General features: G+C 71.0%; 24 protein-coding genes and 1 pseudogene. 11 read left to right on the top strand and 14 right to left on the bottom strand.

The annotated features are described in order from the left end of the window. Nucleotides 1–55: 55 nt before the first annotated feature. From ACFYPR_RS23610 to ACFYPR_RS23600, 3 genes are all read left to right on the top strand, one after another. Nucleotides 56–1,546, top strand: a complete 1,491-nt coding sequence (locus tag ACFYPR_RS23610; RefSeq protein WP_354855421.1) for a phosphatase PAP2 family protein — start codon at nucleotides 56–58, stop codon at nucleotides 1,544–1,546. Between the two features lie 17 nt (nucleotides 1,547–1,563). Then, nucleotides 1,564–2,361 carry an endonuclease/exonuclease/phosphatase family protein gene (locus ACFYPR_RS23605; RefSeq protein ID WP_387262507.1) on the top strand — a complete coding sequence of 266 codons (798 nt, stop codon included), beginning with the start codon at nucleotides 1,564–1,566 and terminating at the stop codon, nucleotides 2,359–2,361. Between the two features lie 75 nt (nucleotides 2,362–2,436). Then, nucleotides 2,437–3,519: a hypothetical protein gene (locus tag ACFYPR_RS23600; protein ID WP_387262505.1), complete on the top strand. Its 1,083-nt coding sequence runs from the start codon at nucleotides 2,437–2,439 to the stop codon at nucleotides 3,517–3,519. A gap of 354 nt (nucleotides 3,520–3,873) precedes the next feature. Here ACFYPR_RS23600 and ACFYPR_RS23595 read toward each other — a convergent pair whose 3' ends face one another. Then, the gene (locus tag ACFYPR_RS23595; protein WP_355139284.1) at nucleotides 3,874–4,836 is read right to left on the bottom strand and encodes a TIGR03557 family F420-dependent LLM class oxidoreductase; all 963 of its coding nucleotides are present in this window, start codon (nucleotides 4,834–4,836) and stop codon (nucleotides 3,874–3,876) included. A gap of 377 nt (nucleotides 4,837–5,213) precedes the next feature. Between ACFYPR_RS23595 and ACFYPR_RS23590 the strand changes: the two genes are divergently transcribed. After that, on the top strand, nucleotides 5,214–6,605 hold the full coding sequence (locus tag ACFYPR_RS23590) for a cellulase family glycosylhydrolase (protein WP_387262502.1): 1,392 nt from the start codon (nucleotides 5,214–5,216) through the stop codon (nucleotides 6,603–6,605). Between the two features lie 53 nt (nucleotides 6,606–6,658). Here ACFYPR_RS23590 and ACFYPR_RS23585 read toward each other — a convergent pair whose 3' ends face one another. The 7 genes from ACFYPR_RS23585 to ACFYPR_RS23555 all read right to left on the bottom strand — a co-directional run bounded on the left by ACFYPR_RS23585 (nucleotide 6,659) and on the right by ACFYPR_RS23555 (nucleotide 14,102). Then, nucleotides 6,659–6,979 (bottom strand): multidrug efflux SMR transporter, encoded by a 321-nt coding sequence (locus ACFYPR_RS23585; protein ID WP_355063834.1) that lies wholly within the window; start codon nucleotides 6,977–6,979, stop codon nucleotides 6,659–6,661. Between the two features lie 8 nt (nucleotides 6,980–6,987). Continuing rightward, complete coding sequence (locus ACFYPR_RS23580; protein ID WP_387262768.1) at nucleotides 6,988–8,253, bottom strand: RNA polymerase sigma factor; 1,266 nt, start codon at nucleotides 8,251–8,253, stop codon at nucleotides 6,988–6,990. 3 nt (nucleotides 8,254–8,256) lie between these two features. Further along, nucleotides 8,257–8,658 (bottom strand): YciI family protein, encoded by a 402-nt coding sequence (locus tag ACFYPR_RS23575; RefSeq protein ID WP_355063832.1) that lies wholly within the window; start codon nucleotides 8,656–8,658, stop codon nucleotides 8,257–8,259. 94 nt (nucleotides 8,659–8,752) lie between these two features. Then, on the bottom strand, nucleotides 8,753–10,888 hold the full coding sequence (locus tag ACFYPR_RS23570) for an alpha-galactosidase (protein WP_387262499.1): 2,136 nt from the start codon (nucleotides 10,886–10,888) through the stop codon (nucleotides 8,753–8,755). Further along, nucleotides 10,885–11,799, bottom strand: a complete 915-nt coding sequence (locus ACFYPR_RS23565; protein WP_354855412.1) for a carbohydrate ABC transporter permease — start codon at nucleotides 11,797–11,799, stop codon at nucleotides 10,885–10,887. Before ACFYPR_RS23565 ends, ACFYPR_RS23570 begins: the two co-directional genes overlap by 4 nt. Further along, on the bottom strand, nucleotides 11,796–12,752 hold the full coding sequence (locus ACFYPR_RS23560) for a carbohydrate ABC transporter permease (protein WP_387262496.1): 957 nt from the start codon (nucleotides 12,750–12,752) through the stop codon (nucleotides 11,796–11,798). The genes ACFYPR_RS23565 and ACFYPR_RS23560 overlap by 4 nt, the downstream gene beginning before the upstream one ends. 21 nt (nucleotides 12,753–12,773) lie before the next feature. After that, nucleotides 12,774–14,102 carry an ABC transporter substrate-binding protein gene (locus tag ACFYPR_RS23555; RefSeq protein ID WP_354855410.1) on the bottom strand — a complete coding sequence of 443 codons (1,329 nt, stop codon included), beginning with the start codon at nucleotides 14,100–14,102 and terminating at the stop codon, nucleotides 12,774–12,776. A 286-nt stretch (nucleotides 14,103–14,388) separates the two neighbouring features. Between ACFYPR_RS23555 and ACFYPR_RS23550 the strand changes: the two genes are divergently transcribed. Together ACFYPR_RS23550 and ACFYPR_RS23545 are read left to right on the top strand one after the other, a co-directional pair. Then, nucleotides 14,389–16,392, top strand: coding sequence for a beta-galactosidase (locus tag ACFYPR_RS23550; protein WP_387262494.1), 2,004 nt, complete (start codon nucleotides 14,389–14,391; stop codon nucleotides 16,390–16,392). 37 nt (nucleotides 16,393–16,429) lie between these two features. Beyond that, nucleotides 16,430–17,206, top strand: a complete 777-nt coding sequence (locus ACFYPR_RS23545) for a DeoR/GlpR family DNA-binding transcription regulator (RefSeq protein ID WP_354855408.1) — start codon at nucleotides 16,430–16,432, stop codon at nucleotides 17,204–17,206. A 7-nt stretch (nucleotides 17,207–17,213) separates the two neighbouring features. On the opposite strand, the gene ACFYPR_RS23540 is transcribed toward ACFYPR_RS23545, so the two are convergent. The 3 genes from ACFYPR_RS23540 to ACFYPR_RS23530 form a co-directional block, all read right to left on the bottom strand. Continuing rightward, nucleotides 17,214–17,744 carry a hypothetical protein gene (locus tag ACFYPR_RS23540; protein ID WP_355139294.1) on the bottom strand — a complete coding sequence of 177 codons (531 nt, stop codon included), beginning with the start codon at nucleotides 17,742–17,744 and terminating at the stop codon, nucleotides 17,214–17,216. Between the two features lie 22 nt (nucleotides 17,745–17,766). Then, entirely contained in the window at nucleotides 17,767–18,003 is a 237-nt protein-coding gene (locus ACFYPR_RS23535; protein WP_387262767.1) for a hypothetical protein, read from the bottom strand. Between the two features lie 83 nt (nucleotides 18,004–18,086). After that, complete coding sequence (locus tag ACFYPR_RS23530; RefSeq protein ID WP_354855406.1) at nucleotides 18,087–18,335, bottom strand: DivIVA domain-containing protein; 249 nt, start codon at nucleotides 18,333–18,335, stop codon at nucleotides 18,087–18,089. A gap of 333 nt (nucleotides 18,336–18,668) precedes the next feature. On the opposite strand from ACFYPR_RS23530, the pseudogene ACFYPR_RS23525 reads away from it, so the two are divergent. The 4 genes and pseudogenes from ACFYPR_RS23525 to ACFYPR_RS23510 all read left to right on the top strand — a co-directional run bounded on the left by ACFYPR_RS23525 (nucleotide 18,669) and on the right by ACFYPR_RS23510 (nucleotide 21,985). After that, nucleotides 18,669–19,537: pseudogene (locus tag ACFYPR_RS23525) on the top strand (helix-turn-helix domain-containing protein). Next, nucleotides 19,534–19,755: a DUF397 domain-containing protein gene (locus tag ACFYPR_RS23520; RefSeq protein ID WP_354855404.1), complete on the top strand. Its 222-nt coding sequence runs from the start codon at nucleotides 19,534–19,536 to the stop codon at nucleotides 19,753–19,755. The pseudogene ACFYPR_RS23525 and the gene ACFYPR_RS23520 overlap by 4 nt, the downstream one beginning before the upstream one ends. Nucleotides 19,756–19,872: 117 nt before the next feature. Beyond that, on the top strand, nucleotides 19,873–20,910 hold the full coding sequence (locus ACFYPR_RS23515; protein WP_387262491.1) for a HEAT repeat domain-containing protein: 1,038 nt from the start codon (nucleotides 19,873–19,875) through the stop codon (nucleotides 20,908–20,910). Nucleotides 20,911–21,031: 121 nt separating this feature from the next. Then, nucleotides 21,032–21,985 (top strand): sporulation protein, encoded by a 954-nt coding sequence (locus ACFYPR_RS23510; protein ID WP_387262488.1) that lies wholly within the window; start codon nucleotides 21,032–21,034, stop codon nucleotides 21,983–21,985. A 65-nt stretch (nucleotides 21,986–22,050) separates the two neighbouring features. Here the strand turns inward: ACFYPR_RS23510 and ACFYPR_RS23505 are convergent, their stop codons facing one another. Next, entirely contained in the window at nucleotides 22,051–22,332 is a 282-nt protein-coding gene (locus ACFYPR_RS23505) for a hypothetical protein (RefSeq protein WP_387262766.1), read from the bottom strand. A 399-nt stretch (nucleotides 22,333–22,731) separates the two neighbouring features. On the opposite strand from ACFYPR_RS23505, the gene ACFYPR_RS23500 reads away from it, so the two are divergent. Further along, complete coding sequence (locus tag ACFYPR_RS23500) at nucleotides 22,732–23,151, top strand: hypothetical protein (protein ID WP_355139306.1); 420 nt, start codon at nucleotides 22,732–22,734, stop codon at nucleotides 23,149–23,151. Nucleotides 23,152–23,206: 55 nt separating this feature from the next. Here ACFYPR_RS23500 and ACFYPR_RS23495 read toward each other — a convergent pair whose 3' ends face one another. Then, on the bottom strand, nucleotides 23,207–25,426 hold the full coding sequence (locus ACFYPR_RS23495; RefSeq protein ID WP_387262764.1) for a HelD family protein: 2,220 nt from the start codon (nucleotides 25,424–25,426) through the stop codon (nucleotides 23,207–23,209). Nucleotides 25,427–25,687: 261 nt separating this feature from the next. Beyond that, nucleotides 25,688–26,803, bottom strand: a complete 1,116-nt coding sequence (locus ACFYPR_RS23490) for an outer membrane lipoprotein carrier protein LolA (RefSeq protein WP_387262485.1) — start codon at nucleotides 26,801–26,803, stop codon at nucleotides 25,688–25,690. Nucleotides 26,804–26,878: the final 75 nt, after the last annotated feature.

The raw sequence follows: 26,878 nt of genomic DNA, 5'->3' as shown, positions 1-26,878 counted from the left end.
CGCCTGACCCGGATGGGGTACAGCGCCTCGCCAGGTACAACAAGGGAGGTGCGGGGTGACCGCGGTCAAAGAGGTGGCTCGACGTCCGATCGGTCACTTCGCCGAACGGAGCATCGCCGGCCTGGTGGCCGTCACCGGTGCCGGCGTGGCCTTCGGGCTGTTGTTGTTGCTCGTGCGGGTGCGGTGGAGCCCGTTGCAGGACGCCGACCACGCGGTCGCCGAGTGGTTCAACTCGCTCGTCGCCCCGCACCACCCGCTGGTCACCGTGCTTCAGGCGGTGACCGACCTGGGCGGCCGGCCGATCCTCATCTGGCTGGTCACCATCGCGGTGGTCGGGCTGCTGATCCGACGGCAGCCCCGGCTGGCCGTCTACCTGATCATCACCGGGGTCGGTGGGCTGATCCTCGACCCGTCGCTCAAGACCCTCGTCGGCCGGCTCCGCCCGGTGGTGGACATCCCGGTCGCCAGCGCACCCGGCAACAGCTTCCCGAGCGGGCACGCGCTGGGCTCGTTCGTCGCGTACGGGGCGCTGCTGCTGGTGTTCCTGCCGGCGATGGCACCGCGCTGGCGCAAGCCCGCGATCGTCGGCGTCGGTGTGCTGGTGGCGCTGATCGGGCTGACCCGGATCGCGCTGGGCGTGCACTTCGTCTCCGACGTGCTGGCCGGCTGGCTGCTCGGCGCCACGTGGCTGGGCGTGACCGCGTACGCCTTCCGGCTGTGGCGGCGCGAGCGCGGCCGGCCGGTGCCGCCGCTGAGCGAGGGGCTGGAGCCGGAGGCCGGGCACGAGATCGCCCCCGCCCCGGCCGAGGAGCACGTGCTGGCGCACCCCCGCTCGGCGGTGGCCGAGCTGCTGGTCGGCTGGGTGCTGGTGTTCGGCGCGCTGTACGGCTTCGGCACGTACGTCAGCTATCACGCCAAGGGCACCTTCTTCGACACCCTCGACACCGAGGTTCCCCGCTGGTTCGCCGCCCGGCACACCGACATGCTGACCGAGGTGAGCTGGTGGTGGAGCAAGTTCGGTGACACCCACGCGATCCTGCTCATCTCGCTGGTGTTCTGCCCGCTGGTGCTCGCGGTGTGGCGGCGGTGGCGGCCCGTGCTGTTCGTGGCGCTGGCGATGGTCGGTGAGCTGACCCTCTTCCTCGCCTCGGCGCGTGCGGTCGACCGGCCACGGCCCCCGGTGGAGAACCTGGACGGGCAGATGCCCACCTCCTCCTTCCCGTCCGGGCACATCGCGGCGACGATCTGCGTCTGGCTGGCGATCACCCTCATCGTGTTCCCGCGTACCGACCGCTGGTGGCGGTGGGTCTTCGTGGCGTTGGCCGTGATCATGCCGGCCGGGGTGGCGACCTCGCGGATGTACCGGGGGATGCACCACCCGACCGACTTCATGGGCGCGATCCTGCTCTCCGCGCTCTGGATCGCGCTGCTCTACCTCGTGATCCGCCCGAACGCCGACCTGACGGAGGGCAACCAGCCGGCCATCGAGTCCGACGACGTGGACACCCTCGACGACGAGCTGGCGCGCGCCGGCCGAGCCGACTGAGCGCTGCCGTGCGGGTGATGACCTGGAACATCCGCACCGGCGGCCGGGACCGCGGTGGCTCCGACCGGCTGGATCAGGTGGTTCAGGTCATCGACCAGCAGAGGCCGGACGTGTTGGCCCTGCAGGAGCTGCGCGGCTTCGACCGGGACGGGTTGATGGCCACGGTGGCGGGCCGGGTGGGGATGACGCCCCACCTGGCCCGGTCCTGCTTCGGGCAGCCGGTGGCGGTGCTGGTCCGGCCGCCGTACCGGGTTCTCGCCGCGGGGGCGCTGCGCCGGCCGTTCCACCACGCCGCCGCCCGCGTCGTGGTGTCCACCTCGGCCGGCCCGCTCACCGTGCTCGGCACCCACCTCTACCCGTACTCCGGCGGACGCCGACGGATGGAGGTCGACTGGCTGGTGGCGGCGCTGCGCCGCGCCCCGGGGCCGCTGACGCTGCTCGCCGGCGACCTCAACTCGCTCGACCCGACGGTCGACCACACCGCTCGCCTGACCGGCCTGAGCGCCATCTACCGGCGACGGCATGTGCGCCGGGGCGGTGGCGCCGTGGACACCCGCGCGATCGCCCGCCTGCTCGCCGCCAACCTCGTCGACCTGTGGCCGTCGTCCAACGTCGGAGCGCCGGAGGCCGACGGTCTCACCGTGCCCACCCGCTTCGGCGGGGCCGAATTCGCCGGCATGCGGCTGGACTACCTCTTCGGCAGCCGCGCGGTGGCCGAGCGGGTGCGTGGCTGCCGCGTGATCCGCGGCGGGGCCGCGGACGCGGCCTCGGATCACTATCCGCTGCTGACCACGCTGGATCTGGACGCCGGCTGACGCTGCCCGTACCGCCGACGCGGTGCGACGTACGCCGATCCCCACCGGCTGGCGCGGCCTGGTTACCGTGCCACCGTGACCGACGGCCCCACCGTTCCCGCACCACCGCCCGCGTCGCGAACCGCGCACCCGATCGCGCCGACCGTGACGCGTCCGGTCCGCGACCTGTCGGCACCGCACACGCCGGAGCCGGCCGCCGTCGCGCTCCCGCTGGTCGCGGCCGTCGCGCGCGCCGTGGCGCTGGCCGTGGTGCTGCCGGTACGCCTGCTCTGGGAGCTGTTCGCGGCTGCCGGCCGGCTGCTGCGCCGGCACCTGATCAGCCCGGCTGGCCGGTTCCTGCGGCAGTGGGTGCTGGCCCCCCTGGCCTGGGCGCTGTACCGGCTGCTCTGGCTGCCCCTGCTCTGGTGCGCCCGCACGCTCGTCTGGCTTCCGCTGGTGTGGCTCGGGCGGGGGATCGCGTGGGTGGCGCGCACGCTCGTCTGGCTTCCGCTGGTGTGGCTCGGGCGGGGGATCGCGTGGGTGGCGCGCACGCTCGTTTGGCTGCCGCTGGTCTGGTTGGGCGGCGCGCTGGCCGCTCTGGGCTCGGCGGCGGGGCGGGCGGTTCGGCGTCTGCTGTGGGATCCCCTGCTCTGGGTGGTCCGCAACGTGCTGCGTCCGCCTGTCGTCGGTCTGGGTCGCGTGCTGGTCTGGCTCGCCGATCACCTGATCCGGCGGCCGCTGCGCTGGCTGGGCGCGGCGCTCAGGCCCGTCGGGCGGTTGCTCGTGCGCGGCCTCGTCCTGCTCGTCGGTGGGCTGGGCGTGGCGCTCGTCGGGCTGGCCCGGGGGATCTGGTGGGCGGTTCGCGGCCTGGGTCGGCTGATCGTCCTCGCCGTGGTCGGCGCCTGGCGCACTGCCGGCTGGCTGCTGCGGCTGGTCTACCGAGGCCTCCTGCGCCCGCTCGGGCGTGGACTGCGCTGGCTGTGGCGCCACACCGTGCGCCCCCTGCTGCGGGGTGTGCGCTGGGTCTGGTCGGTGACGGTCGTGCCGGTGGCGCACGGCGTGCGGGCGGCCTGGCGGGCCACCGTCACCCCTGCCGCGCGCTGGATGCGCCGCTCGGTGCTCGACCCTGCCCGGCTGGCCTCCCGGGAGGTGCTCACCGCCCTGGGTCTGCGTCGCTGACGGGCCCCACCCGGCACGGTGTTCTCAGAGCAGCACGTTGACCAGCACGGTGAGCAGCACCGAGGCGAGGATCGAGAAGAGGATCATCAGGAGGCAGCCGAGGCCGCCGCCGAGGGGCCGGATCTCCGTGTTGCCGAAGCGCATGGGTTTCACCTGTTCACGAGTGTCGGGGCAAGAAGCCGGCGGATCGCGTCGGCGACCGCGGTCGGAGCCGTGGTGGCCACGTTGTGTGCGGCCCGGGGGACGACCACCCGTCGACCAGCCGCCACTCGCTGGTCAAGCCGGCGGCCGGCCGAGGCGCGGTCAGGGCGAGCCGCAGCTCGGCCGGCCCGAATCGACCGGAAGGCGTCAGCCTCACAGTTGGCGCAGCCGGGGCAGCAGCTGCTCCTGTGCCCAGTCCAGGAACATCGGCTGGCTCTCGCCGCCGACCTGGATGATCGCCACGTGCGTGAAGCCGGCGTCGACGAACTTGCGGAACGCCTCGACGTGCGCGTCCACGTCCGGGCCGCAGGAGATGCCCTCGGCGACGTCCTCCTCGCGCACGAACTGGGTGGCGGCGGCGAAGGCGTCCGGGTCGGGCAGGTCGGCGTTGACCTTCCAACCCATTCCGAACCAGCGGAACTGGTCGTGCACGGTCTTGCGGCACTCGGCCTCGTCCGGGCCGTAGCAGATGGCCACCTGCCCGTAGCGGGGCTGGCCGACGCCACCGGCGTCGTCGTACATCTCGATGATGTGCCGGTCGGGCTCGGTGGAGACGAGGCCGTTGCCGTACTCGGCCGCCAGGGTGGCGGACTGCCGGCCGGAGGCGGCGATGGCCATCGGCACCGGCCGCTCGGGGCGGTCCCAGACGTAGGCGTCGGGCACGTCGAAGTGGTTGCCGGAGAAGGTCAACGTCTCACCGTTGAGCAGCGGCCGGATGATCTGCAGCGCCTCCTCGAACATCTCGTGGCGCTGCTGCACGTGCGGCCAGCCGCCGACGACATGCTCGTTGAGGTTCTCCCCGGCGCCCAGGCCAAGGGTGAACCGCCCGTCCGAGAGCGCCCCGATGGTGCCGGCCTTCTGCGCGACCACGGCCGGGTGGTAGCGGCGGATCGGGCAGGTCACGAAGGACATCAGCTCCGCGCGGGAGGTGGCGTGCGCGACCGCGCCGAGCACCGACCAGGCGTACGGGGAGTGGCCCTGGGCGTCGAGCCAGGGATAGTAGTGATCAGAGATCACCAGTTGGTCGAAGCCGGCCGCCTCGGCCCGCACCGCGTGGTCCACCAGCTGCTTCGGACCGGCCTGCTCGCACATCAGGGTGTAGCCGACGCTCACCATCCGGGTATCTCCTTCTCGCCGACGGTTCGTCCCGAGATACCCAGGTCAGCGGCCGTCAACCCTCTCGTCCGGTTCGGACGGCCGATGCTTGACGGATGCCAGCGACCGGCCTACGGTCGTCTTAACCGGTTAAGACCTACGGTCTGGCGCACATCCTGTGGTGGGGATGATCGCCCCGTGACGGCCCGCTTCCACGCGGGCCGTTACGGCTGTCCGCGTCCCTGACCAGGCTACTGAACCGGTTGCTAGGGCTGATCCATCGCCCTAGGCTGATGCGAGCGTCGCCGGGAGCCGGGCGGCGGCTGTCGGGCTGCAGCCGCCTTCCCCTGTCACGTCCCACCCCTGTCGGGCACCGGGGGTCCTCCCTGAGGAAGGCCATGAAGACTCGACTCTCCGCCGCCGGCTCGGCCCTGCTCGCGTTGCTCCTCGCCGTGCTGGCGTTCAGCCAGCCGGCGCACGCCGCGGCCGGCTTCTCCGTCGCGGGCGGCAAGCTGTACGACGCCAACGGCACCCAATTCATCATGCGTGGGGTGAACCACGCCCACACCTGGTATCCGCAGCAGACCAGCACGTTCGCGAACGTCAAGGCGCTCGGCGCGAACACCGTGCGGGTGGTGCTCGCCAGTGGCGACCGGTGGACCCGCAACACCAACGCCGACGTCGCCAACGTCATCTCGCTGTGCAAGGCCAACCGGCTGATCTGCGTACTGGAGGTGCACGACACCACCGGCTACGGCGAGCAGAGCGGCGCGATCACGCTGGACCGCGCCGTCGACTACTGGCTCAGCCTGAAGGATGTGCTGGTCGGCCAGGAACGGTACGTCATCGTCAACATCGGCAACGAGCCGTACGGCAACCAGAACTACTCCTCGTGGGCCACCGACAACGCCAACGCGATCAAGCGACTGCGGGCCGGTGGGCTGACCCACACGATCATGGTGGACGCCCCGAACTGGGGGCAGGACTGGTCGTTCACCATGCGCGACAACGCCGCCGCGGTCTTCGCGGCGGACCCGGCCCGCAACACGGTCTTCTCCATCCACATGTACGGCGTCTTCGACACCGCCGCCGAGATCACCGACTACCTGGGCCGTTTCCGGGCGGCCGGGCTGCCCATCGTGGTCGGTGAGTTCGGCTTCAACCACTCCGATGGTGACCCGGACGAGGACACCATCCTCGCGTACAGCCAGGCCAACGGGATCGGCTGGCTGGGCTGGTCGTGGAGCGGCAACGGGGGTGGCGTGGAGTACCTCGACATGGCCACCGCGTTCAACCCGGCCAACCTGACCACCTGGGGGCAGCGGGTCTTCAACGGCGCCAACGGCATCCGGCAGACCGCCCGCGAGGCAAGCGTCTTCGGCGGTACCCCGCCGCCGACCACGCCCCCGCCCACGACCCCTCCGCCGACCACTGCGCCTCCCACGACGCCGCCGCCGACCACTGCGCCTCCGACCACTCCACCGCCCGCCGGTGGCTGCACGGCGACGTACACGGTGCTCAACCAGTGGCAGGGTGGCTTCCAGGGCGAGGTGCGGGTGACCGCCGGGTCGACGTCGATCGCCGGCTGGACCGCCCGGTGGACCCTCGCCAGCGGTCAGAGCGTCACCCAGGCCTGGAACGCGACGGTGACCAGCAGCGGATCCACGGTGACCGCGCGCAACGTGGACTACAACGGCCGGCTGGCTGCCGGCGCCAGCGCCAGCTTCGGCTTCATCGGCAGCTGGACCGGCACCAACCCCAAGCCGGAGGTGAGCTGCACGGCAAGCTGACCGACGCCAGGTGGCCGGGCCCGCGTCGGGCCCGGCCACCGCGCCGGCCGCGGTCAGTGCTCCCCGGTCAGGTTCACGATGACCACCCCCGCGATGATCAGAGCGATGCCGACGAGCTTGACCGGCCCGACCGACTCGCCCAGGAACACCGCGCCGATCGCCACGATGGCCGCAGTGCCCAGACCCGACCACAGGGCGTACGCGACACCGACCGGTATCTCCTTCACGGCCTGGGCCAGCAGGAGGAACGCCAGCGCGTACCCGGTCAGGCATCCCAGCGTCGGCCAGAGTCGGCTGAATCCGGCGGTGCTCTTGATCAGGCTGGTCGCCAGAACCTCCGCGAGGATGGCGATCCCCAGCAGCACGTACGCCATAGGGTTCCTCAGTCCTCGGTGGTCGGTGGACCGGCGGCGAGCCGGGCGGCCCGCATGGTGAGGTAGCGCTGTTCGGGAAGGCTGCTGGTACGCGCGGCGGCGGCGCGGTAGTCCGCGATCGCCCGCTCCCGGTCGCCGGCCATCTCGTGCAGGTGCGCGCGGGCGGCGGCCAGCCGGTGGTGCCCCGCCAGCCGGGGATCGTCGCCCAGGGCGTCGAGGGCGGTGAGGCCGGCTGTCGGCCCGTGCACCATGGCGGTCGCCACGGCCCGGTTGAGCGCCACCACCGGGGTGCCGGCGAGCCGTTCCAACACCTCGTACAGCGCCAGGATCTGCGGCCAGTCGGTCGCGTCGGTGCTCGGCGCCTCGTCGTGCACAGCGGCGATGGCGGCCTGCACCTGGTACGGGCCGACCGGGCCGCGCGGCAGCGCCCGGGTGATCAGTGCGACGCCCTCGGCGATCGCCGCGGCGTCCCAGCGGCTGCGGTCCTGGTCGGCCAGGGAGATCAACTCTCCGGAGGGGCCGGTGCGCGCCGGGCTGCGCGCCTCGGTGAGCAGCAGCAACGCCAGCAGCCCGGCCGTCTCGCTGTCGTCGGGCAGCCGCGTGTGCAGCGCGCGGGTCAGCCGGATCGCCTCGGCCGCGAGGTCGACGCGGCGCAGGGCCGGGCCGGCGGTGCTGGTGTGCCCCTCGGTGAAGATCAGGTAGAGCACCTGCCGGACGGCGGACAGCCGGTCGGCCCGTTCCGCCTCCTCCGGCATCCGAAACGGCAGCCCGGACGCGCGGATACGCTGCTTGGCGCGGCTGATCCGCTGGGCCATGGTCGCCTCGGGCACCAGGAACGCGCGCGCTATCTCGGCGGTGGTGAGCCCGCCGACCGCGCGCAGGGTCAGCGCGACCGCCGATGCGGGGGCGAGCGCCGGGTGGCAGCACAGGAAGAGCAGCACCAGGGTGTCGTCCCGCGCGGCGGTCAACTCCTCGTCCGCTGCCGGCGCGTACTGCCGGTCGTCAGGATCCCGGCGGGCGACCAGGTCCTCCCGGCGGCGCCGGGCCTGCTCGCCGCGGATCAGCTCGATCATCCGGCGGTAGCCGACCTGGATCAGCCAACCGCGCGGGTTGGCGGGCAACCCGTCGGCCGGCCACTGGGTCGCGGCGGCGAGCAGCGCCTCCTGCACGGCGTCCTCGGCGGTGGCGAAGTCACCGAACCGGCGGGCGAGCACGCCGAGGACCTGCGGCGCCAACTCGCGCAGCAGGTCCTCGATGTGGGGATCGGTGGTCAGCCCTCACAACTCCTCGGTGGGTGCGGACATCACCGGGTGCACCTCGATCGGCATGTTCAGCGGCCGGCCACCGGGGCCGGGCGCGGTGGAGATGTACGCGGCCACCTCCACCGCCCGCTGCGGGCTGTCGCAGTCGACGATCCAGAAGCCGGCGAGGAACTCCTTCGTCTCGGCGAACGGCCCCTCCGTGACCACCGGCGTCCCGCCCTCGCCGGCACGCACGATCCGCGCCTGCTGCGGGCCACCGAGGCCCTGCGCGTCGACCCACTCCCCGGCGGCGGTCAGCTTCTCATTGACCTCGCCCATGAACGCGATGTGGGCCCGGACCTCGTCCGGGGTCCAGGTGTCGATGCTCGGGAAGTCGGTCCCGGTGGCGCTGAACTGCATCAGCAGCATGTACTTCATGGTTCGCCCCTCACGTCCGCGCACCGTGGTCGGTGCTCTCACCCTGAGGTAGAAGCACGCGTCACCGTTCTCGACACTCCGGCGGAAGAATTTTCTAGCTGGCCTCGTCGACCTCCAGCACCAGGCTCTGCTCCGGGTGCAACGCGGGCAGCTGCACACCCACCCGGGCCAGCGCCGCTCCGCTGAGCGTGACACCGGAGGCCAGCCACGGTGGCGCGGCCCGCTCGATGGTCGCCGGGGGCGGCACGTCCGCCACCGCTCGTACCCGGTAACGCCGCGTCGGCTCGAGGCCGGGCAGACGTACCGCGCCCGGGGTCTGCGCCACCGAGGTGGCGAGCCGTGCCACCGCGTACACCGCTCGGGTCCTGTCACCCGCGACCACGCCGTGCGCCCAGACGGCCGGGTCCGGGTGGTCGACGCGGACCACCCGGCCGGCGTGCAGCAGCGGACGCAGCCGCTTGTGCAGCGCCACCCAGGCGGCCAACTCGGCCTGTTCGGCAGCGCTGATCGAGGCGATGTCCCACTCGATCCCGTGGTGGCCGAACAGCGCGGTGGCCGCCCGGAAGCCCAGGTCGTGCACGCGGTTGGTGGTGTGCGAGCGTTCCGGGCCGATGTGCGTGCCGATCAGCTCCGGAGGCAGCAGCAGACCGGTCCAGCGTTGGATGCTGAGCCGTTCCAGGGCGTCGTTGCAGTCGCTGGCCCAGACCCGGTCGGTGCGGGCCAGGATGGCCAGGTCCACCCGGGCGCCGCCGGACGAGCAGCTCTCGATCTCGACGCCGGGATGCCGGCGGCGCAGCTCGTCGAGGAGGCGGTAGACCGCGAGGGTCTGCCCGTGCACCCCGGGCCGGCCGTGGTGCCCGGCCTCGGTGAGGTCCCGGTTGTGGTCCCACTTGAGGTAGCTGATGCCGGGGTGGTCGCGCAGCAGCGCGTCGAGGCGTTCCAGCACGTGGTCGTACGCCTCCGGGCGGCCCAGGTCGAGCACCTGCTGGTTGCGCCAGGCCGGCGGCAGTCGCCCCGGCACGGCCAGCAGCCAGTCCGGGTGCGCGCGGAACAGGTCGGAGTCGGGATTGACCATCTCCGGCTCCACCCACAGGCCGAACTGAAGGCCCTGGCCGGTCACGTGGTCGATGAGCGGTTGCAGGCCGTCGGGCCAGACGCCCTCGTCGACGTACCAGTCGCCGAGCCCGGCGGTGTCGTCGCGCCGGCCGCGGAACCAGCCGTCGTCGAGCACGAACCGTTCCACGCCGAGGTGCGCGGCCCGGTCGGCGAGGGCCCGCAGCCGGTCCAGGTCGTGGTCGAAGTAGACCGCCTCCCAGACGTTGAGGGTCACCGGGCGGGGGGAGCGCGGGTGTCCGGGCCGGGCCCGCAGATGCGAATGGAGTACGTCGCTGAGCCCGTCCAGCCCGACGTCGGACCAGACGGCGTAGAGCAGGGGAGTGTCGTACTCCTCGCCGGGGGCGAGCCGGATCTCGCCGGGCGCCAGCAGTTCGCCGCCGCCGAGAGTGGACTCGCCGGTGGGATGCCGCTCGGCGACGGTGACGTGGTCGCCGCTCCACGCGGTGTGCACCGCCCAGACCTCGCCGTGGCCGAAGCCGAACCCGGCGGCGCCGGCAACCAGCAACAGCGTGGCATCGTGCCCGGTGCGCCCGTGCCGGCCCTCGCGGACCCACGCGCCGTGCTGCCAGGGATGCCGCTGTGGCGAGCGTTCCCGACACCAGCGGCCGGTCAGGTCGAGCAGTTCGGTGGCGACCGCCGGCACCGGCAGCACCGGCGTCAGCCCGTGCACCTCGTACGCGCCGTCGCCGTCGTTGCGCAGGCGATGGCGAATGGTCAGCAGGCCGTACCGGTCCAGCGTGATCTCGACGGTCAGGCCGAGCCCGGCGACCCGGTCCGACGCCCGCACGGTGACCCGCGCCGGAGCGTCGGAGGGCTGGTCGACGTCGAGACCGTCGAGCCGGAACGCGGTGGACCAGTCCTGCCCGTCACGATGCCCGACCAGTCCCGGCCGACCGCTCCAGCCGGCGCTCGCCTCCGGCAGCAGGGACAGCGCGGGCGGCTCGTCGAAGCTGCTCGGCACCACGGGTGGCACTGTCGCGTCGGTGAGCTGGCGCAGGGCGTCGTCGTCGAGGTCGCCGACGTCGCCGCCCCAGTGCACGACGCGGGGCAGCCCCGGGCCGCGCGCGTCGAGCACCAGGCTGGTCCGCGCGCGGCGCAGGTGCAGGATCGTCATCCTTTGGAGGCTCCCAAGGTCAGGCCCCGGACGAAGTGCCGCTGGAGCATAAAGAAGATCACCAGGGTGGGGATCGCGACGAGCACGCTGCCCGCCGAGACCAGGTTGTTGTCGGTGAAGAACTCGCCGCGCAGGTTGTTGAGCGAGCTGGTCACCGGGAACTTGTCGCCGGTGCGCATGAGGACGGTGGCCCAGAAGAACTCGTTGTAGATCCAGGTCACCTCCAGGGTGGCGAGCGCTGCCAGGGCCGGCCGGCACAGCGGCATGGTGACCTGCCAGTACTGCCGCCAGACGCTGGCCCCGTCGACCATCGCCGCCTCGTACAGGTCGCGGGGCAGCGCCTTCATGTAGTTGCTGAGCACGAAGACGCAGAACCCGCACTGGAAGGCCACGTTGATCAGGATCAGGCCCCAGTAGCTGTCGTAGAGCAGTTCGGAGTCGCTCATGAACTCCGGCAGCGGCACCTCGGTGAACAGCCGGAACAGCGGGATGAGCAATGCCTGCTGGGGCAGCAGGTTGGCGGCGGTGAACACCCCGAGCAGGACGAGGTTGATCTTCCAGTTGAACCGGGCGATGACGAACGCCACGCAGGAGGCGAGGAAGAGCGTCAGCAGCACCGCAGGCACGGTGATGTAGACCGAGTTGAGAAAGTGTTTGCCGAACTCCGCTGTCCGCCACGCGGTGACGTAGTTGTCGAAGGTCCAGCCGCCGAACGAGACGTAGCCGTTGGCGGCCGTGTAATCGTAGGAGCGCAGCGAGGTCAGCACCGCCCAGGCGATCGGGAAGAGCCAGGCCAGCGAGACGACGATGAGGAAGCCGTGCAGCAGCAGCCGCGCCGGGGTCAGCTTGCGGCGGCGGACCGGGGTGTCGGTGCCACCCTCGGTACGCCGGGTCACTGTCGCGGTGCTCATTCCCGGTCCTCCCTCATCACGGTCGCCAGGTAGATGGTGATGAAGACCAGCGAGACGACCAGCATGATCGTCGCCAGCGCGGAGCCGAAGCCGATCCGGCTCGCCTCACCCACCACGTTCTGCGTGACCAGTGCCGAGATCAGCTCCAGACCGTTGCGTCCCTTGTTGACGACCCAGACCAGGTCGAACGCGCGCAGCGACTCGATCACCGTCACCACCAGCACGATGATGTTGATCGGCCGCAGCACCGGGAACACCACCCGGAAGAACGTCCGGCTCTCCGACGCGCCGTCGACCGCCGCGGCCTCCCGCAGCGACGGGTCGACGCCCTTCAGGCCGGCGAGGTAGAGCAGCATGATGTAACCGACGTGCCGCCAACTGGAGGCGATCATGACCGCCCAGATGTTGACGTTCGAGTCGCCGTACCAGTCGACGTTGCTGCCGAAGACGGCGTTGATGAGTCCCTGGTCGCGGGAGTAGAGCAGCTGCCAGACGAAGCCGATCAGTGCCAGCGAGAGCACCACCGGCAGGTACAGCGCCGTCTGGTAGAAGCGGCTGCCGCGCAGCTCCTTGTCGAGCAGCACGGCCAGGAACATGCCGAACGGGGTGGCGACCACGAACAGCACGGCCAGCCAGAGCAGGTTGTGCTGGATCGCCGGCACGAACGGCGGGTAGATGTTCACGACGTCGCTGTAGTTGCGAGCGCCGACGAAGTCGATCTCGTTCAGTGGGCCGATGCCGTCCCAGTCGGTGCTGGAGAGCACCACGGTCGCCAGCGCCGGCAGCCAGACGAAGGCGGTGACGAGCAGCAGCGGGACGAGCACCATCAGCGTGATGACCACGCGGTCGGTGCGGGACAGGAGCCGTAGCCGCCGGCGACGACCACCCGTTGAGGTGGTCGCGGCCGGCGGCGGCACGGCGCGATCCGCTTGGATCAGGGGCAGGTCGGACACGATGTCCTCCCCCTTCCGCCGTCAGTCAGTGAAGATCGACTTCTTCTGGTTCTCGATGGACGACGTGAGACCGTCGATGTCCTTGGGGTTCTTGATGAACTGCTGGATCGCCGGGATCATCACCGTGGAGGCGAAGTCCGGCCGGGTGTCCCGGTCGAGGAACTGCGCGATCTCGGTGGCCGACCCGACCAGCTCGGCGGCCTTCTTCTGCAGCGCGGTGTAGCCGCTGACGTCGGCGCCGGTGTTGGCGACCAGGGTGGTCGGGTCGCTCTTGACCGTGATGTCCGCGGCGGTCTTGCCGCCGAAGTACTCCATCAGCTTGCGGGCGTTGTCCTCGTTCTTGGGCTTGCGGGCCATCATGTAGCCGTCGATCGGGGCGTCCAGGGCCTTCGCGCCGATGGACGGGTCGATCTCGGGGAACGTGAAGAAGTCGAGGTCGCTCTGTTCGTCGTTGCTGAACTGCTGACCGACGAAGAGACCGAGCAGGTACATCCCGCTCTTCTTCTGCTGCAGCGACTGCGCGGCCTCCTGCCAGGTGCGGCCGAGGCTGTCCGGCTGGTGCAGGGGGAGCAGGCCGGCCCAGGTGTCGAAGACCTTCTTGACCTTGTCGGAGGTCCAGGCCTCCTTGCCGGCCATCAGGTCGACGTGGAACTGGTAGCCGTTGATCCGCAGGTTGAGGATGTCGAAGGTGCCCATCGCCGGCCAGCCGTCCTTGTCGGCGAAGGCGACGGGGATGAGGCCGTCCTTCTTCATCTGCGCGCCGAGCGCGGTGAACTGGTCCAGCGTGGTGGGCACCTGGTAGCCGTGCTGCTGCCAGACCGACTTGCGGTAGAAGACGGCCCACGGGTAGTACGACGCCGGGACGAAGTACTGCTTGCCGTCGTCGCCGGTGGACGCCTTCTTGAAGGCGTCCGAGTAGCCGGAGAGCTTGCCCCACACGTCGCTGATGTCGCTGGCCAGGCCCTTCTGGGCGAAGAAGCGCATCCGGTAGCCGGCGAACCAGGTGAAGACGTCGTCCGGCTTGCCCTGGAGGTAGTTGTTGATGTTCTCCTGGAACGTGTTGTGGTCGACCGTGTTCACCGCGACCTGGACGCCGGAGGCGGTCTTGAACCCGTCGGCGACCTTCGCGAGGACGTCCTTGGGCTTCGGGTCGGACTGGTTGGATCCGAGCGACACGTCCTTGCTGGACCCGCCGGAGCCGGAGTCGTCGCCGCAGCCGGCGAGCAGACCGGTGCCGAGCAGCGCGCCCGTGCCGGCCGCGCCGGCCAGCAGCGACCGTCGGTTGATGCCGGCGACGGAGGGCGGTACGAGCCGAGCCAGGTACTCGGCTTGGGATCGGGGACGGGACATCTGTGCCTCCTGCGGATGAAGAGGTGCTACGCCCAAGGGCCGTCAGGGGTGGTGAAGAGCGCGTCCGGCCTTGTGGATACGCATCGTGATCCACCGAGAATCCACATTGGCGAACACGATCGGCCAGTTGGGGCCTCAAGCTACCCCTCCATAGGCCGCTGTCAAGAGGGCTGTTCACCTCTGATAACCCAGTCGTGATACGGCTGTTACGTGGTAAACGTTGGAAACAAAGTCGATGTTGGAACCTGTTGACTTCCGTGCGGCGGCAGGTGCACCCTCAGCTGTCATGCGGCGATGGCAGGGGAACGGCATCTATTTCGGCGGCGACTACAACCCCGAGCAGTGGCCCGAGCAGACCTGGTCGGAGGACGTCGAGCTGATGCGTCGGGCCGGGGTCAACCTGGTCTCCGTCGGCATCTTCTCCTGGGCTCTGCTGGAGCCCGCTCCGGGCCGGTTCGAGTTCGGCTGGCTGGACCGGGTCCTGGATCTGCTGCACGACGGCGGCATCCAGGTCGACCTGGCCACCGCCACCGCCAGCCCGCCACCCTGGCTGGCCCGCGCGCACCCGGAGACGCTGCCCCGCCGGGCCGACGGCGCGATCCTCTGGCCGGGCGGCCGACAGGCGTACTGCCCCAGTTCCCCGGTGTTCCGCGAGCGCTCCCTGGAGCTGGTGCGGGCGGTCGCCGGCCGGTACGCCGAGCATCCCGCCGTGGTCATGTGGCACGTCTCGAACGAGCTGGGCTGCCACAACGTGCACTGCTACTGCGACGTCAGCGCCGAGGCGTTCCGGGGCTGGCTGCGGGACCGCTACGGCGACCTGGACCGGCTCAACGACGCCTGGGGCACGGCCTTCTGGAGCCAGCGCTACGGCGACTGGGCCGAGATCAACCCGCCGCGCACCGCGCCGACCTTCGCCAACCCCACGCAGCAACTCGACTTCCTGCGCTTCTCCTCCGACGAGCAGCGCGCCCAACTGCGCGCCGAACGCGAGGTGCTGACGACGCTGGTCCGCCAGCCGGTCACCACCAACTTCATGATCGGCATGGGCGTCAAGCACATGGACTACCACTCCTGGGCCCCCGATGTGGACCTGGTGTCCAACGACCACTACCTGACCGCCGCCAACCCGCAGGCGCACCTCGGGCTGGCGTTCGCCGCCGACCACACCCGGGGCGTCGCCGGCGGTGACCCGTGGCTGCTCATGGAGCACTCCACCAGCGCGGTCAACTGGCAGCCGCGCAACGTGGCCAAACTGCCCGGGCAGCTGCGCCGCAACAGCCTGGCGCACGTCGCCCGCGGCGCCGACGGGGTGCTGTTCTTTCAGTGGCGGGCCTCGCGGGCCGGCGCGGAGAAGTTCCACTCCGCGCTGGTGCCGCACGCCGGCCCGGACACCAAGGTGTTCCGCGAGGTCTGCCAGCTCGGCGCGGACCTCAAGGCCCTCGCAGAGATCCGCGGCAGCCGCGTGGACGCCGACGTGGCGATCCTGTTCGATTGGGAGGCATGGTGGGCGGTCGAGCTGGATTCGCACCCCAGCGCCGACGTCACCTACGCCGACCGGATCAACGCCCTCTACGGCGCGTTGTGGCGGGCCGGCGTGACAGCCGACATCGTCCACCCGTCGGCCGACCTCAGCGGCTACCGCCTGGTCCTGGTGCCCACCCTTTACCTGGTCGGCGACGCCGACGCCGACGCGCTGCGCCGGTTCGTCGAGGCCGGTGGCACGGCGGCCGTCACCTACTTCAGCGGCATCGTGGACCCCAACGACCACATCCGGCTGGGCGGCTACCCGGGCGCGTTCCGGGACCTGCTGGGCGTACGGACCGAGGAGTTCTTCCCGCTGCGCGAGGGCGAGCGGGTCCGGCTCGACGACGGCAGCACCGCCGACGTGTGGACCGAATGGCTGCACGCCGACGACGCCGAGGTGCTGGCGTCGTACACCGACGGGCCCCTGCCGGGTGTGCCTGCGCTGACCCGGCGGCCGGTCGGCGCGGGCGCCGCCTGGTACGTCGGCACCCGGCTGGACGAACCGGCCACCGACCGGCTCGTCGCCCGGCTGCTCGACGAGGCCGGCGTCCGCCCGGCGGCGCAGGCGCCGACCGGGGTGGAGGTGGTACGACGACGCGACGGCGAGCGGACCTGGCTGTTCGCGATCAACCACACCGAGACCGAGGTACGCGTCGCGGCGCGCGGCACCGAGCTGTTGACCGGGACGCGGTGTGCGGGTGAGCTGACAGTGCCGGCCGGCGAGGTGGCCGTGGTCCGCGAGGACCGGGCCGACGAGTCGGCCTGACCCGGCGACCAGCGCGGCGCGAAGGAGGTTCCCTGAGATGCTGGCCCAGCAGCGGCAGACCGCCATCCTCGATCTGATCCGCCAGCGTGGCGGCGTGCGGGTGAGCCACCTGGTCAGCCGGTTCGGCGTGTCCGACATGACGATCCGGCGCGACCTGGAGGTGCTGGCCGAGCGCGGCCTGGTGGACAAGGTCCACGGCGGCGCGACCCTCGCCGGCCCGGGCTCGGCCGAGGAGCCCGGGTTCGCCGCGAAGTCGATCCGCCAGCAGACGGAGAAGCGGGCCATCGCCGAGCGGGCGGCGACGATGGTGGAGCCGGGGATGGCCATCGCGCTGTCCGCCGGGACGACCACTGCCGCGCTGGCCACCCTGCTCTCCGATGTGCACGGGCTGACCGTGGTGACCAACTCGATCCCGGTTGCCGACGCGCTCTACCAGAACCCGCGCGCCGACCAGACGGTCGTGTTGACCGGTGGCATCCGTACCCCGTCGGACGCGCTGACCGGTCCGGTGGCCGAGGCCGCGATCAGCGCGCTCAACGTCGACCTGCTGTTCCTGGGTGTGCACGGGCTCAGCCCGCGTACCGGCTTCACCACGCCGAACCTGCTGGAGGCCGGCGTCAACCGCTGCCTCATCGGTGCCGCCCGCCGGCTCGTGGTGCTCGCCGACCACACCAAGTGGGAGACGATCGGCATCGCCACCATCGCCCCGCTGGAGGCGGCCGACGTGCTGATCACCGACCGAGGGCTGCCAGCGGACGCCCGCACCACGATCGGCGAACAGGTAGGCGAACTGGTCGTCGTGGAGACCGGTTAGGACTCTTCTAATGATCGTTCAGCATGAACAGGAGCGTGTGATGCTGCACGTCCAGGAACACCACCCGCCAGCGTGTCGACGGTAGCGCATCGTTGTAGGTCTGACTGTGCAGCCACTGTGGCTTGGTCGGGAGGAACGGTGCGAGGTCCGGTCGCACGTCCGTAGGCGTGTGTGAGTGGATCAGCTCGGCCGGGTCGATGGATGTGAACGAAACGAACTCGAACCGCTCGGCCAACCGGTGTGCGTCCTCGGGACGCAGGATGATGACGCCCTGGTATTCCCAGTCCGTCGGGCCCGGCATCCGTGAACACGGATTGCCCAACGCGCGCGCTTGCCAGTGAATCTCCGAATAGTCGCCGATAAACGGAAGCTCATCCGGCGGCTCCCAGCGGCTGACCCGGACCTTCGCCTCGTCGAGCTGCCGCTGCTCCTGGCATCCACGCGTCTCGTCAACCGCTGCCGTGTCGCACCCGACCACCGCCAGCAACGCGACCGCCGCAGCGAGCACGGCGGCGTGTGCCCGTCTCCCCATTGTCATCGTCCACGAGGATAGATGTGGGTCAGGGATCCTCGACAGGAGAGCAGGGTCCGTCGTGGTCGGCCGGCCGCGCACATCGCCGGCGATCGGGCATGATCCGGTCACAGAAGACCCAGTGTCGTACGTGCTGCGTGTCCTCGGCCGACACGGTGATGCCGCCGACGTCGATCTGTGACGTCGCGGTCAGCGACCGGGCGAGAGCACGGGCCAATTCCAGTGCGCCGGCCAGGTCGACAACCGCCACCGGCAGGTGAATCACGTGCCGGGGCGGCGGTTCGGGCGGCTCGGTGAACGCCAGCACGGCGGCGCGAGGCAGCGGTACGAAGATCCGATCCGGCGGAATCACCTTCGCTGCCCCTCGGACCAGGCGCCCTGCCGGGCCCGCAGCGCCCGCTTGACCCGCGCGTTCTCCTCGCTGAGCAGCGCCAGGTCGTGGTGCAGCGCGGTCAGGTCGAGCGCGACGCGGTGCAGGAACCGCCGCACCTCCCGGGGGTCGAGGCCCCTTCGGCCGAAGCCGACGGTGGCGAACTGGTGGTCGCGCACGTGCCGCGGATGCAGCCGTCCGCCGTCGTGGTGCGTGCCTCTGGTCATCGGTCACCTCTGTCGTCGTCGGTCGATGGTGGGTCGGGGTCGCGAGAGCGCCCTTCTTCGTGGTAGGTATTCGTGCAAGTCGGTTCGGAGCCGGGATTCGTACCTCCCGACGCTCTAGTTGAGACCCGACGAGAGCCGGTATGCGACTGCCACTCGCGAGGCCGCCTCTCGTCACCTTCTCGGCTGTTGGCACAGCTGCGGTTGCCGTGTTTGCACCGGGCTTCCCCGGGGGCCGGCGATCACCCTCACCCGCGGGCCACGTTTCCAGTGGCCCCGGCATTGGTGCAACGACACCAACGAAGTTCGTCATGAGGGACGTCAGAGAGGGGACCCATGCCCGCCAGGCGTGAATCGTTCGTCCAGACATTGCGTGCCCAGTGGCTCGGCCAGCAGATGCGACAGTTGCGGGAACAGCGCGGCATCACTCTCAAGCAGGCGGCCGAGTTTCTGGAGCGGGACTTTTCGTCCATCGCCCGCTGGGAGCGTGCCGAGTGGCCGTTCCGCCGAGGCGTTGTCGAATCGCTTCTCGATCTTTACGGCGAGCATGACGGGCGCGAGCGCAACCGCTTCCTCCAGCTTGCCGAAGACGCCTGGCGGACCGACCGCTGGGACGACGACTACGACGAGTTGGTGGACGCCTCGTTCATCGATTCCCCTGGTTGGAGACCAGAGCCGAGCACATCTGCTCGTGGGATGCCTTCCTCATGCCGGGGCTGATGCAGACGGCGGCCTACGCGGAAGCGGTGATCCGTAACGCCGAGGGAGAGCAGGCATCGGATTTCTCGGTCCGCAAGTGGCTGCAACTGCGGGTCGACCGCCAGCGTGTGCTCACGCGCGATCCCGCCGTCCGTGTAGCGGCGGTCATCGACGAAAGCGTTCTTCGTCGACCAGTCGGGAGTCCGGCCGTGATGCGCGGCCAACTACAACACCTCGCCGAGCTGATGCGACGGCAGAACATCGACGTCCGCGTGTTGCCATCGCGGGTCGGCCTGCACGCCGGGCTGGACGGCTCATTCGTTCTCTTCCGGATGCCGAAGCCGTATCCCGAGGTGGCCTATGCGGAGACTCTGGGTGGGCGCCGGTTCATGGAATCTCCGAAGTCGAGACGGTACGCGCTTGCGTACCATCGCCTGCAGGATGTCGCGCTCGATCAGCGCGAGGCGGCCGAGCTGATCGCGAAGATCACGGAGGAACTGCCATGAACGAAGCCCTGCCGGCCGTGGCCTGGCACATCAGCACTCGCAGCAACAGTAACGGCGGGAGCTGTGTCGAAGCGGGGCCTGTTCTCGACGGTTCTGGTCGGGTGGCGGTGCGGGACAGCAAGGACCGCGCGGCGGCGACCCTCGTCTACGGCGTCAGCGGCTGGACTGCCTTCGTCAACGGGGTCAAAGACGGCACGTTCGGCCGCACCGAGCCGTGATCGACTCGACATCGCCGATGTCGGGGTGTCCCGGCCGGCTGATAGCCCCATATCGGCGATGTCGAGTCGATCAAAAGTTGGTGGCGGCAGCGACTGGCCGGGGGCACCATGTCGAGCGTGGTGGCGGACCTGTTCGACCGGGCGGTGCAGCGGTTACGGCGTACCGTCGAGGATGGCGAATCCGACGACGGATCGGAGCTGCTCCGGCAGGCGGCCGACTCGGGTGCGGTGGCCGTCCGGCTGGCGGTCGATCGGCTCGCCGATCCGGACCGCGTGGTGCGCGCGGCGGCGTGCGACCTGCTCGGCTACGCGAGCGCTGTGCACGGGGACGACCTGCGTGCGGCCGCCGCGACGGCCCTGATCTCGCTGGCCAGCACCGAGGCCGATCTCGAGGTGCACTGGTCGATCGCGCGCGCCCTGGGCGCGACCTGCGATCCCCGCGCCCTGCCGACCCTTGTCACCCTCGCGGGCAGTCCCGACAGCGACGTACGGTTCCAGGTCGCTGTCGCGGTGCCGGCGGTCCTCGACGATCCTCCGGCCGAAGCCGGCGAGGCGGTGCTGATCGACCTGTCCACCGATTCCGATACCGCCGTGCGGGAGTGGGCCACCTTCGGGCTCGGCTGGGTGAGCACCGCCGACGGGAACGCCGTCCGCCGGGCGCTGTGGGACCGTACCCGCGACGTCGACCAGGAGGTACGCGCGGAAGGTGCCCGAGGGCTGGCCCGGCGGCGGGACGCACGGGCACTTCCACTGGTACGCGAGATGCTCTCCCACGACGAGGTCCACAGGTTCACCATCCGGGCCGCCGCGTACCTGGCAGATCCGTCACTGCTGCCGCTGCTGGACGGCTTCGATCCCGACGCGGACCACGTCGCCGAGGCCCTGCGCGAATGCGATCCGCTGCGTCGTGACCGGCGGAACGACCTGGCATGGCGGCTACTGCTCGCGGTGCACCGGCGTCGGCCCGACTGGGAGGTCACCGTCGCCGGCGAGCGGTGCAACCTCGACCTTGATCTCGATGTCACCGATGGCGCCGACCGCTCGGGTCACTGGTGTGTCGACGGGCTGCTCCGCCGGGCCGGCGACGATCCCGAGCGCGCAGCCGACCTGGCGATCGGGGATCTGACCCCCGGCATGATCCGCGCGCGACGCTGATCGACACCAGGTCGCCGGTGTGGCGCGCTCACAGCCATCTCACAGGGGTGCTGGATAGGGTGCGCGGTGAGTCAACGTCCGACTCCATGGTGGAGCGGTCGGCTGTCGCACAGGAGTTTCGATGGTCTTCAAGAAGATGTTGAGCGCGTTCGGTGTGGGCGGTCCCAGTGTGGACACCGTGCTGACCAACCCCAACACCCGGCCCGGCCTGACCCTCGACGGGCAGGTCAACCTCGTCGGCGGTGACAGCCCGGCGGCCATCGAGCAGGTGGTGATCGGTCTGGTCACCCGGGTCGAGGTCGAGGGCCACGACACGGAGTACGCGGGCACCATGGAGTTTCACCGGATGGCCGTCAGTGGCGCGTTCCAGCTCGCGCCCAAGCAGGAGTTGTCGATCCCGTTCCAGCTCCCGGTGCCGTGGGAGACCCCGATCACCGACGTGTACGGCCAGCGCCTGCACGGCATGACGATGGGCCTGCGGACGGAGCTGTCGGTGGCCCGCGCGGTCGACAAAACCGACCTGGACCACGTGGCGGTGCACCCGTTGCCGGTGCACGAGCGGATCCTGGAGGCGTTCCAGCGGCTCGGTTTCCGGTTCAAGCACGCCGACCTGGAGCGCGGTCACATCCGCGGCGTGCAGCAGACGCTGCCGTTCTACCAGGAGATCGAGTTCTTCGCCTCCCCGCAGTACGCGGGCACCATCAACGAGGTCGAGCTGACCTTCGTGACGAGTCAGCGTGGTGTCGAGGTGATCCTGGAGTGTGACAAGCGGGGCGGCTTCCTCAGCGCCGGGCACGACGCGTTCGGCCGCTACCAGGTGTCGCACGCCGACGTCGACCGCGTCGACTGGGCGCAGGTCGTCGACGGTTGGCTGCGCGAGACGATGTCCCGCTACGGCAGCCTGCGCTCCCAGTACGGCCACGGCCACGGTTATGGCCGCGGGCACGGCGGTATGGGCGGCGTGGGCGGCATGGTGGCCGGCGCGGCGCTCGGCGTCGCCGGCGGCATGATCGCCGGCGAGATGATCGAGGACGCCTTCGAGGGCGACTTCGGCGACTTCGGCGGCGACGAGTAACGCCTCCACAGACGACGGTGGCCTCCGGGAGAACTCTCCCGGAGGCCACCGTTCACGCAGGGGCGTCAGCGCATGCTCCGCTCCTTGGCGGACCGGCTGGCAGAGCCAGCCTTCGACAGACCACGGCTGACCAGGTAACCACCGGTCAGGACGGTCAGATACCACCACGCCTGGTTCGGGTTGTTGATGTTCAACCCGTTGGTGGCGGCGCCTCGCCAGAACGCGGCGATCACCACGAGCGCGACAGCAGCGGCGTAGATCCAGAATTCCGTCGTCAGGAACGCCTGCTTGGTCTCCGTACCCGGCGACGGCATCGGGTCTCGGTGCCCGTCGCGCATTGCCGGCATCTGCTGCGTGTCCCGCATCATGGCGGGATTCTGCGGGTCGTTCACGGGCCGGTTCATCGGCCGGGTGGAAGCAGCCTGCGTGCTCATCTGGTCCTCCTCAGGATGCGATGAGTCGTACCTGCATTCCCCCGCCCCGCTACCGCGTTTCGGCCACGGCACGGTTTCGCTTTCACGGCGGGGACACCCCCCGACTACCCGAGGCCCCCGACCAGGTAACACTCTCCACCGGCCGGAAAAGAATCGACGGCGGCCGGGCCACTTGCGTGTCACCCCGTCGCGCCCGCATCATCACCGCTCGGGGCGAATGTCCGTTTCCGGGTCGACGGGCGAGTGCTGCGGGTTTGGCCGACCGGTGACCGGGCACGCCGTCAGTTCCACAGCTTCTGCGAGGTGATGACCGTGCGTGAGGACGACATGCGGCAGGAGGCCGCCCGGCGGGCCGAGAACCGGATCGCCGGCGGCGTGTACGGCGAGGGCGCCCTCGACGAGGTGACACTGCCTCCTACCGACATCGAGAGCCAGATCCAGCGAGACGACCCGCTCGACCCGGCGCACGAGCGGGTCGACCCGCAGGTGCTGCGCGACGGTGGCCCGGTCGGCGGGCAGGGCGCGGTGACCACCACCGGTGGCACCGCCGGCCCGGCGAGCGTGCGGCGGGTCGCCCGCCAGCCGGAGCGGCACCCCGGCAAGGTGGCCCCGACGACGACCGGGGACGCCACCACCGGCGGGTTGAGCACCCCGATGGGGGGCAGCACCAGCGACCAGTCCACGTCCGCCACCGGGCCGGGCAAGTCCATCCGGGACCGCTCGACCGACTGACCGACGGTGAGCCCGCCCCCGCCGACCGGCCGGTCAGCGGGGGCGCGGCGGTCGGTCAGCGGCAGGGGCGCAGGACGCCCAGGCGCTGGGTGGCCCGGGTGAGCGCGACGTACAGGTCGCTGCGCCCGCGCGGCGACTCCGCCACCATCCGGTCCGGGTCGACCACCAGCACCGAGTCGAACTCCAGGCCCTTGGCCTGCGCGACCGTCAGCACGACCACCCGGCTCTCCAACTCCGGGTGCTCGCCCACCGTGGCCTCCGGCAGCGCGGCGGTCAACGCCGCGCCGAGCGCGTCCACCCGGCTGGCCGGCACGATGACGCCGAGCCGGCCCTCGGTCAGCCCGGCGGCCTCGCGCGTCGCCGCCGACACCAGCTCCGCGGGCAGTTGCTCGTCGGGCACCGCCCGGTCCCACGGTGGTACGCCGCTCTCGCGCACCGAGCGCGGCGGTCGCAGCGCCGGGTCGATCTCGGCCAGTACGTCGGCGGCGACCGCCATGATCTCGGCCGGCGTGCGGTAGCTGACCGTCAGCTCGGTCAACCGCCAGCGCTGCGCCACGTAGGGGGCGAGGGCATCGGCCCAGGACGGCGTCCCGGCGAGCGCGCCGGTCTGTGCCACGTCCCCGACGATCGTCATCGACCGGCTCGGGCAGCGGCGCATCAGCAGCCGCCACGCCATTGGCGACAACTCCTGCGCCTCGTCCACGATCACGTGCCCGAACGCCCAGGTCCGGTCGGCGGCGGCGCGCTGCGCGGTGGTCAGCCGGTCGGCCTCCTCCTGCCGCTCCAGCAGCCGGTCGGCGTCGATGAGGTCGGTCACGCCGAGGATCTCACCGCCCTCGGCCTCGTCCTCGACGTCGATCGAGCGGGAACCCCGGGCGATCTCCAGGACGCCCTCGGCGTACTCCCGTTCCATCATCCGGATGCGGTCCCGGCGGGCGGCGGCGGCCCGCTCGTCCTCACCGAGCAGCTCGGCGGCCTCGTCCAGCAGCGGCACGTCGGCGGGCGTCCACCCGCCCGGCTCGCGATGCAGCCGGGCCCGCTCGTCCTCGGTGAGCATCGGCGCGGCGGCGGCGATCCGGTCCGGGTCCGCGTACAGGTCGGCGAGCAGGCGCTGCGGGGTGAGCACCGGCCACAGCCGGTCGAGGGCGGCCTGAATCTCCGTCTCCTCGCGCAGCTCGCGACGGATCTCGGCGCGGTCGGCCTCGTCGAGCAGGTTGTCCCCGCCCAGCGGGTCGGCGCCGATCCGCTCCGCCACCTGGTCGGCGAGCGCGTGCACGATCTCCACGTCGAACAGCGCCCGTGCCAGGTTGTGCGGCCGGTCGGTGCGGCGCACCCGGTCCCGGGCGGCGCGCACCGTCTCCGGGTCGAGGGTCAGCACCTCCCGCTCCACCTCGATCTCCAGCGGCTCGTCCGGCACCCACTGCCGGTCCCGGACGGCCAGCGCCAGCACCTCGGCGAGCACCGCCCGGCCCTTGAGCGCCGCGGTCTCGGCCGGCTCGACGCGCTGGGCGCTCACCCCGGGAAACAGATCACCCTGGGTACGCAGCAGCACGCCCGTCTCGGCCAGAGTGGGCAACACCTGGGAGATGTAGCGCAGGAACGTCGCGTTCGGGCCGACCAGCAGCACACCCCGGCTGGACAGCTCCCGCCGGTGTGTGTAGAGCAGGTACGCCGCCCGGTGCAGCGCGACCGCCGTCTTGCCGGTGCCGGGGCCGCCCTGGACCACCATGACGCCGGGCAGATCGGCGCGGATGATCCCGTCCTGCTCGGCCTGGATGGTCTCCACGATGTCGCGCATCCGGCCGGTCCGGCCGGCGTTGAGGGCGGCGAGCAGCGACGCCTCGCCGGTCAGCTCCTCGTGCCCGCCCGGCGAGGCGCTGTCGATGTCGAGCACCTCGTCGTTGAGCCCGGTCACCTTGCGCTGGCGGGTGCGCAGGTGCCGCCGCCGGCGTACGCCCTGCGGGTTGGCGGCGGTGGCGAGGTAGAACGGACGCGCGGCGGGGGCCCGCCAGTCCATCAGCAGCGGGTCGTAGTCGCCACTGGTGTCGAAGATCCCGATTCGGCCGATGTAGCGGCGGGAGTCGTCGTCGCCGTCGAGCCGCCCGAAGCAGAGACCATTCTCCACGGCGGAGAACTGCTCGACCTGGTCGGCGTACATCGCCACGGAGCTGTCGCGCTGGGAGCGGTCCTGGAGGGTGCCGCCGGTGTTGCGCAGCTCGGCGGTGAGCCGGTGGGTGGCCTGCTCACGCAACCCGTCCAGCCGGTCGTAGAGCATCGAGACGTACTCCTGCTCGCGGCCGATCTCGTCGTCGAGCGGCAATTCACCGGTACCGCCGGAGTGCCTTGACAAGCCGTCTCCCTTAAGATTAGAATCCTTTGCAGGAACGGCTTTTATGCCGTTCTTTTTCGTGCCCTCGAATTGTTGAAGATAGCGCGGTCCGCCCGCTGTCACCAAGCCGACCGGGCTGATTCGAGTCACACAACCACGGACGCCGGGCCGACCATCTGGTCGACCCGGCGTGAGCGCTTCGGGAAATCAGCCGCGGGCCACCTGGTAGAGCCGCTCGGGGGTGACCGCTCCGGCGAGCACCCGACCGTCGTCGGTGAGCAGCACGCTGAACAGCTTGCCGGTGAGCAGTCGGCCGCTGCCCCAGTCCCCACTGACCGCGGGCAGCCCGCCGAGCAGCTTCGACACGTCCGCGTCCGGCGCCGCGCCGGCCGGCTTGCCGCCGGCCGGCTTGCCCGGGGTCCCGTCCAGGCGCGCGACCAGGACGGTGGCCCAGCCGTCGCCCACGGCACGCACCTGCGGGTCTCCGCCCGGTGCGGCCTGCGCGGGCCGGCCCGCGGACGGCCGCTCGGCGGTCTCCTCGGTGACGGCTACCCCGGGTGGCGGGTTGAAGGCGAACTGGTCGGCGTCGGGACGCCGGTAGTCGACCTGGGTGAAGGCCATCTCGAACGCCGGCTGGTCGCTGCCCTTGGCGAGCACCTCGAAGCGCAGCGGCACGTGCTGCGTGGCGTCGATGGCGATCCGCAGCTGGTGCACCAGCGAGTCGCGGTCGCGCGGCTGGAGCACCAACTCGTAGGCGTCCCGACCGGCGACGGTGGCCGAGCGGCCGACGCTGACCTCGGTGCTCGGATCGATCGCGCCCAACGCCAGGTCGGCGGCCTCCTGCGGGGTGGCGGGGAGACTCGGCGTCGCCGCGGGACCCGGCTTTCCGGTCGTGCCCCCGTCGCCCAGCGTGCGATGGCGTGCGGTGTTGCCCCGGCTCTCCCAGGTCCACACGTCCCGGCCGTTGCGGATCACGTCCTGCTCGCCGAGGGTGTCCATCAGCGCGACGCGCTGCCGCTCCGGCCCGGAATACCACACCCGCAGGGTGTGCGTGCCGGTCAGCAGGGTGGTCAGGTCGTTGCCGGGAATCAGCCCGACCAGCGGCGGCAGACCGAGGTCGGCACGCTGGACGACCGTCCCGGACAACCCCTCCAGCCGGGAGGTCTGAAGATCCACCAGGAGTTGGGCGGCGGTACGCGGCGGCAGGCTCGGCTCCGCCTCGGCGGCGAACGTGCCGATCGCGGCCCCTCCGCCGATGACGGCGACGCCAGCGGCCGCCGGGACCAACCAGCGCAGGACGGGGCGGCTTCTCAGGATCGACATGGTGCACCTCCTGCCAGACATCCTGCCCGGTCGGCGCTGTGAAGGCGCTGAGGACGCCGAACCTCCGACTGTGAC

The organism is Micromonospora sp. NPDC005254, assembly GCF_042872525.1.
Classification (GTDB): domain Bacteria; phylum Actinomycetota; class Actinomycetes; order Mycobacteriales; family Micromonosporaceae; genus Micromonospora.
Note: the sequence above shows the minus strand (reverse complement) of the source record. Positions and strands in the feature narration are given on the sequence as shown.